Origin of the sequence: Kitasatospora sp. NPDC059571 (assembly GCF_042735675.1) — a bacterium.
In the GTDB taxonomy this organism is placed as follows: Bacteria; Actinomycetota; Actinomycetes; order Streptomycetales; family Streptomycetaceae; genus Kitasatospora.
This window is the reverse complement of record NZ_JBHWBW010000432.1, coordinates 1-6,837: the sequence shown is the minus strand read 5'-3', so window position 1 is coordinate 6,837 and position 6,837 is coordinate 1. Positions and strand designations below refer to the sequence as shown.

Here is a 6,837-nt window from a genome sequence, read left to right as displayed (position 1 = left end):
GCGGGTCGTCACCAGCGCCCGTTGGGCCGCCCCGGGGGCCCGCCGCGCGGGGTCAGGACCGCTCGACCGCGGCCTTGATCCGGCGGCCGAAGTCGGGGGCGTCCTTCCGGGCCGCCCGCAGCGCGGGCTTCAGCAGCAGCTTGCCGAGCCCGTGGCCCTCCAGTTCGTTGAAGATCCGGACCTTGGTGCGGCCGCCCGGGAGCGCCTCGAGGTCGTAGCCGCCCTCGGCCGTGATCAGGTTCTTGCTCTGCTCGCTCCAGCGGACGGTGTGCGGAGCCTCCAGCTGGGTGATCCGGAACCGCCGGGAGGTCTTCATCCCGGCGTCCTTCACGGTGCTGGTGAACAGGGTGCCGACCGTGGTCGGGCCGTCCGGGGTCTTGGTGATCTGCTGGACCCGGGGGCTGAACTCCGGGTCGTTGCGTCCGTCGGCGAGGTAGGCGAAGACCTCCTCGACGGGACGGTCGACCTCGACGCTCGCCTCGAACTGTCCGGACATGTCCGCTCCTCGTGTGCACGCGGGGCACTGCACGCACAGGATTCCAGAGGCCACCCGCCCCCGCCTCCCCGGTTGCTCCGCAGGACGGGGCCGGGCCGCCGGGCCACTGCCGGCACTGCGTGACCGGCCGGGCACGCCGGGTGCCCGCCCGGTGCGGCCGCCGACCGCCCGGCCACCGGACAGCGCCGCAGGTCGGGGGCCCATCGGACGGGGGCGCCGCGCGGATGACCACGCGACCACCTAGCGTGGACTTGACCGGGTCCCTCCCGGAACTGCGGAGGTCCGCGAATGTCAGACGAGACGCTGATGGGCGACCAGGTGTACCAGCCGGACGGCGACGGCGTGCAGGACGACGTCGGCCTGCTGGACCCGGAGGACACGCTCGACGACCGCGGCGTCGACACCGCCATCGACGAGGGCTACTCCCCGCCGGAGCGGCCCCTGGCCGTGGAGCGGTTCGGCACCACCGCGCGAGAGCAGCAGGAGGGCGAGACGCTCGACCGGCGCCTGAAGGAGGAGGTGCCGGACGTGGCCGACGCCGAGGGCGACGGGATCGGCGACTGCCTGACCGACGGCGAACCCGTCGACCCGGAGGCCGGCGAGTACCGCAGCGGCCGACTGGTGTCGCACGACCCGGCCGTCCCGCTCCCGGAGGGCGAGGCCGGCGACCTGTGGGCCTCCGACCACGGGATCGCGGGCGGCGCGGCCTCCGCCGAGGAGGCCGCCATGCACGTGGTGGACGACCCGGAGGCCCCGTACGCGGACGACCTCTGACCGTCCGGTCCGGGCGGGTGCGGCCGACCTGCGCCGCGCCGGGCGCGCGGTCACACGGCGCGGCGGTAGAACCACACGCCGAGCGGTGCGAAGACCGCCACGATGCCGGCGTCCCAGGCCAGCGCCTGCCAGACCGCGCCGGCCGCCGGGCCGCCCAGCACCAGCACCCGGACCGCCTCCGCGGTCCGCGACACGGGCTGGTGGGCGGCGAAGGCCTGCAGCCAGCCGGGCATCGTGGCGACCGGGACGAACGCCGACGAGGCGAAGACCAGCGGCGCCAGCACCGGGAACGCGGCCGCCTGTGCCGTCTCCGGATCGCCGACCGCCAGGCCCACCACCGCGAAGATCCAGGACATCGCGAAGCCGAACGCCAGCACCAGCAGCACACCGCCCAGGAACCCCGGCACGCCCGCGTGGATGCGGAAGCCGATCGCGAAGCCGACCGCCGTCATCAGCGCCACCACGAACACGTTGCGCACCAGGTCCGCCGTCGTCCGGCCGACCAGCACCGCGGACCTCGCCATCGGCAGCGAGCGGAACCGCTCCATCAGCCCGGTCTGCATGTCGGTGGCCAGCCCGATCGCGGTGTTCATCGACCCGAAGACGGCGGTCTGCACGAAGATCCCGGGAATCAGGAAGTCGACGTAGGAGACCGGCCCGAGCGCCGGGGAGACCACGCCGCCGAACACGTACCGGAACATCAGCACGAACACCAGCGGCTGGATGGTGGAGAACACCAGCAGACGGGGCACCCGGCGCAGCGCGATCAGGTTCCGCCAGGCCACCGCCGACCCGTCCCGGAGCACCGCCGCAACGGGACCGGGCGGAGCGCCCGTCCGGGCGGACCGGTCCGGATCGGCCGGGCGCGGTGCGGACAACGAGGTCATGACGCCTCCACCTGCTGATCCACTTCCACCTGCTGCTCCGCCCCCGGCGCGGCGGGCCCCGGCACGCCCGTGCGGTGGCCGGTCAGCGCCAGGAAGACGTCGTCGAGACTGGGCTCGCGCACCGCCACCGCCCGCGGCACCAGCCCGATCCCCTCCGTGACGTGCAGGATGTCGATCAGCAGCCGGGAGCCGTCCTGCGCGGTGAACCGGAGCAGCGGCCCCTCCTGCTCCGGGGCCGTGCCGAGCCGGGAGGTGAGCGCCGCGGCGGCACTCGCCGCCCGCTCCCCGTCGCCCATCGACAGCTCGATCACGGTGTCCCCGAGCCGGGCCTTCAGGGCCGCCGGGGCGTCGTCGGCGATGATCCGCCCCTCGTCGATCACCACCACCCGGGCCGCCACCCGGTCCGCCTCCTCCAGGTACTGGGTGGTGAGCAGCACGGTCGTCCCGTCGGCGACCAGCTCCCGGATCAGCGCCCACAGGGCGTTGCGGCTCTGCGGATCCAGCCCGGTCGTCGGCTCGTCGAGGAACAGCACCGGCGGATCGGCGACCAGGGCCGCCGCGACGTCCAGGCGCCGCCGCATCCCGCCCGAGTACGTGCGCACCGGCCGGTCGCCCGCCTCGGCCAGCAGGAAGCGCTCCAGGAGCTCGGCCGCCCGCGGGCGGATCCGCTCCCGCGGCACCTGGGTCAGCCGGCCGATCAGGCGCAGGTTCTCCCGGCCGGTGAGGTTCGGGTCCACGGCGGCGAACTGCCCGGCGAGCCCGATCAGCCGCCGCACCGCGCGGGCGTCCCGGACGACGTCGCGGCCCAGCACCTCGGCCCGGCCGCCGCTCGGCCGGATGATCGTGGTCAGGATCCGGATCGTGGTGCTCTTGCCGGCGCCGTTCGGCCCGAGCAGACCGAACACCGTTCCCGGCGCCACGTCGAACTCCACCCCGGCCAGGGCGGTGACCGACCCGTAGCGCTTGGTCAGCCCCGCGACGCTGATCGCCGCCGATCCCATCGGCGGACACCCGTTCCCTCGGCGGGCGGGCCGGTCAGGACCGGTCCGCGGGCCGCTGGGTGGTCTGCCCGTTGACGGCCGGGCCGGCCGGCGGGGGCGGCACCGGCCCGGCCGAGGCCTGCAGGGCGCGGAGGATGGCCAGCCCCTGGCCGACGATCCCGGCCGCCACCTGGTTGACGCCCTCGCTGCCGTTGAGGACGGTCACATCGGCGCCCGACAGGCCGCGGCCCGCCGCCTCGGCAAGGGCGGGCAGGTTCTCCACGATCCGGTTCGCCGCGATCAGCTCCTGGTTGCCGTCGCGCAGCGACGCGGCCCGGGCACTGTTCGCATCGGCCTGCGCCTGCGCCAGGGTCCGCTCGGTGTAGGCGCTGCCGTCCGCCTCGAACTTCACCCGGTCACGGCCGGCCTCGGCCAGCGTCCGCTGCCGGTACGCCTCGGCGTCCGCCGGCCGCCTGACCTCCGCCTCCAGCCGCTGCGCCGCCAGCGCGGCCTGCCGCTGGGCGAGGTCGGTCTGCGCCTCGATCACGTCCTGGGCGGCCCGGGCCTCGGCGAGCGGACCGGCCTGCGCGGCACGGGCCCGGGACTGCTCGGTCTCGGCCAGGAACCCGGCCCGCTTGATCGCGGTGTCCCGCTCGTACTCCGCCTTGAGCGCGGCGGCCTGCTGCTCCCGCTCGGTGGCCTCCTGGTCGGCCTTGGCCTGGGCGATCCGGGCCTGGCTGGCCACCGCGGCCGCGTGCGGCGCCGCGAGGTTGTTGATGTAGCCGGTGGCGTCCTCGATCTCCTGGATCTGCAGGGCGTCCACCACGATCCCCAGCTTCTCCATCTCGCCGTGGCTGCCGGCCATCACCTCCTGGGCGACCCGGCTGCGCTCGCGGATGATCTGCTCCACGGTCAGCCCGCCGACGATGGACCGCAGGTGGCCGGCGAAGATCCGGCCGACCAGCTCCTGCATCTGGTTCTGCTCGGACAGGAACCGGCGGGCGGCGTTCGCGATCGACACCGCGTCGTCGCCGACCTTGAAGACGCAGACGGCGCGGACGGTCAGGCGGATGCCCTGCTGGGTGACGCAGTCCTCCGCGATCTCCGCCTCCTGCAGGGCCAGCGACAGCATGCGGGCCTTCTGCTTGACCGGGACGACGAAGCTGCCGTGACCGGTGACGATCCGGAACTGGGTGTCCTGGGACTGCCGCTTCGATCCGGATATGAGCAACGCCTCGTTGGGCGCCGGCACGTGCCAGAACAACATGGCGGACCACCTTCGTTCGAAGGATTCGGGAGTGCGGGGTCAGGTCGGCAGCGGCTCGACGACCACCGAGCGGGCGGAGATCGCGTCCACCACGACCACCCGGGTGTTCACGCGGACCGGCTCGGCGGACCACGCGGCGAACGCCTCGGACCCGCCCCGCACGGCGACCAGGACCTCACCCGGGCCGTCCTTCGGGATCGGCACCGTCACCTTGCCGACGGCGCCGACCGGGCTCTGCAGGGAGTCATCGGCCGCGCGCACGGGACCTCGCACCGCGCGGTACAGCGGCCGGGTACGCGGCCGAACCGTGAATCTTCACGAGGCGCCACCGCCTCCTGGGAGCCGAGGGCTCCCGGTCGTCTCCGCACCGAGGGCGCCTGCACCGCCGGCCGGCCCGGCCACGCTCCTCGACGCCTTCCACGGTACTCCCGGCGCCGCGGTGCGGAGCCCGCCGCCGGGACCGGATTCCGGGGCCGGCCCGCGGCCCCGCCGGGCAGCCCCGGGCCGCTGCGGACCGTGTCGCACCGCGGTGCCGGCGGCGCCGTGGCGTGCCGTCAGCCGGGATTCCGGGCCCGTCGGCCGGTGGGACGGTGCAGTATCGGGTGACGGTTCCGACACACCGAGGAGAGGCCCCATGGGCTCGGTCGATGACTTTCTCGCGGCCCGCGAGGTACTGCTGCGCCACCGCGTCGACTACGACGCCGCCTGCCGGGAATTCCGCTGGCCGGCGCCGGCGTCCTTCAACTGGGCGCTCGACTGGTTCGACCGGATCGCCCGTGGCAACGACCGCCTCGCCCTGTGGGTGGTGGACGAGGACGGCTCGGAGCGCACCCGGACGTACCAGGAGATGTCCCGCCGCTCCGACCGGGTCGCCAACCACCTGCGCGGGCTCGGGCTGGGCCGCGGCGACCGGATGCTCGTGATGCTGGGCAACGTGCCCGAGCTGTGGGAGACCATGCTGGGCGCGATCAAGCTCGGGGTGGTCGTGATCCCGGCGACCACGCTGCTCAGCGCCGACGACCTCGCCGACCGGCTGGAGCGCGGCCGGGTGCGCGCGGTGGTCGCGGACGCCGCGGTGGCCGGCCGCTTCGCCGGACTGCCCGGCGCCGAGGTCCGGATCGCGGTCGGCGGCGAGGTCGAGGGCTGGCACGCCTTCGCCGACGCCGAGGCGGCCGACCCGGTGTTCGTCCCGGACGCCGAGACGCCCGCGCACGACCCGATGCTGCTCTACTTCACCTCGGGGACGACCTCGCAGCCCAAGCTGGTCGAGCACACGCACAGCTCGTACCCGGTCGGTCACCTGTCGACCATGTACTGGATCGGGCTGCAGCCGGGCGACGTGCACCTCAACATCTCGTCCCCGGGCTGGGCCAAGCACGCCTGGAGCAGCTTCTTCGCCCCGTGGAACGCCGAGGCCACCGTGCTGGTCCTCAACCAGGCGCGGTTCGACGCCGCCCGGCTGCTGGAGACGGTCGTGCGCTGCGGCGTCACCACGCTGTGCGCGCCGCCGACGGTCTGGCGGATGCTGATCCAGGCCGACCCGGGGCAGTACGACGTCCGGCTGCGCGAGGTGGTCGGGGCCGGCGAGCCGCTCAACCCGGAGGTGATCGAGCAGGTGCGGAAGGCCTGGGGGCTGACCCTGCGCGACGGCTTCGGCCAGACCGAGACCACCGCGCAGGTCGGCAACACCCCGGGGCAGCCGCTCAAGCCCGGATCGATGGGCCGCCCGCTGCCGGGCTACCGCGTCGCGCTCCTCGACGCCGACGGCAAGCCGGCGGACGAGGGCGAGCTGAGCCTGGATCTGGCCCACCGCCCGGCCGGGCTGATGACCGGGTACCTGGGCGACGTGGAGCGGACCGCCGAGGCGATGCGCGGCGGCTTCTACCGCACCGGCGACGTCGCCGCCCGGGACGCCGACGGGTACATCACCTACGTCGGCCGCGCCGACGACGTCTTCAAGGCGAGCGACTACCGCATCTCGCCGTTCGAGCTGGAGAGCGTGCTGATCGAGCACCCGGCCGTCGCCGAGGCCGCCGTGGTGCCCTCCCCGGACCCGGTGCGCCTCGCGGTACCCAAGGCGTTCGTCATCCTGGTCGAGGGCGAGCGGCCGAGTGCCGACCTGGCCCGCGACATCCTGCGCTTCACCCGGGAGCGGCTCAGCGCCTACCAGCGGATCCGCCGCCTGGAGTTCGCGGACCTGCCGAAGACCATCTCGGGCAAGATCCGCCGGGTGGACCTGCGGACGCAGGAGCAGCAGCGCGGCGCGGTGCGCAACGCCGACGAGTTCTGGGACTCGGACTTCCCCGACCTGAAGGGCTGATCCTGCATCAGGCGGCGCCGGATACGGCGCTGCGCCCGGGGCCGCGCGCCGGCGGTGTTCGCGGCCGCGCCCCACGGCCGCGCGCGGGCGGGGGGATGGGTCAGAGAGTAGGA

The 6,837-nt window shown here is 74.5% G+C and carries 7 protein-coding genes; 2 read left to right on the top strand and 5 right to left on the bottom strand.

All coding sequences use genetic code 11. From position 1 onward, the window contains the following. Positions 1–52: 52 nt before the first annotated feature. The gene (locus ACFV0G_RS32035; protein WP_380555598.1) at positions 53–496 is read right to left on the bottom strand and encodes an SRPBCC family protein; all 444 of its coding nucleotides are present in this window, start codon (positions 494–496) and stop codon (positions 53–55) included. Between the two features lie 288 nt (positions 497–784). Here ACFV0G_RS32035 and ACFV0G_RS32030 point away from each other — a divergent pair, with 288 nt between their 5' ends. Continuing rightward, positions 785–1,270 (top strand): DUF5709 domain-containing protein, encoded by a 486-nt coding sequence (locus ACFV0G_RS32030; RefSeq protein WP_380555596.1) that lies wholly within the window; start codon positions 785–787, stop codon positions 1,268–1,270. Between the two features lie 50 nt (positions 1,271–1,320). Here the strand turns inward: ACFV0G_RS32030 and ACFV0G_RS32025 are convergent, their stop codons facing one another. Genes ACFV0G_RS32025 through ACFV0G_RS32010 form a run of 4 tightly spaced genes read right to left on the bottom strand, consistent with a single transcriptional unit; the run spans position 1,321 to position 4,665 of the window. Beyond that, the gene (locus ACFV0G_RS32025; RefSeq protein ID WP_380555594.1) at positions 1,321–2,157 is read right to left on the bottom strand and encodes an ABC transporter permease; all 837 of its coding nucleotides are present in this window, start codon (positions 2,155–2,157) and stop codon (positions 1,321–1,323) included. Beyond that, entirely contained in the window at positions 2,154–3,158 is a 1,005-nt protein-coding gene (locus ACFV0G_RS32020) for an ATP-binding cassette domain-containing protein (RefSeq protein WP_380555592.1), read from the bottom strand. Before ACFV0G_RS32020 ends, ACFV0G_RS32025 begins: the two co-directional genes overlap by 4 nt. A 34-nt stretch (positions 3,159–3,192) precedes the next feature. After that, positions 3,193–4,404 (bottom strand): SPFH domain-containing protein, encoded by a 1,212-nt coding sequence (locus ACFV0G_RS32015; RefSeq protein WP_380555590.1) that lies wholly within the window; start codon positions 4,402–4,404, stop codon positions 3,193–3,195. A gap of 39 nt (positions 4,405–4,443) precedes the next feature. After that, positions 4,444–4,665: a hypothetical protein gene (locus ACFV0G_RS32010; RefSeq protein ID WP_380555588.1), complete on the bottom strand. Its 222-nt coding sequence runs from the start codon at positions 4,663–4,665 to the stop codon at positions 4,444–4,446. Positions 4,666–5,038: 373 nt separating this feature from the next. Here ACFV0G_RS32010 and ACFV0G_RS32005 point away from each other — a divergent pair, with 373 nt between their 5' ends. After that, positions 5,039–6,724, top strand: a complete 1,686-nt coding sequence (locus ACFV0G_RS32005; RefSeq protein WP_380555586.1) for an AMP-binding protein — start codon at positions 5,039–5,041, stop codon at positions 6,722–6,724. Positions 6,725–6,837 lie beyond the last annotated feature (113 nt).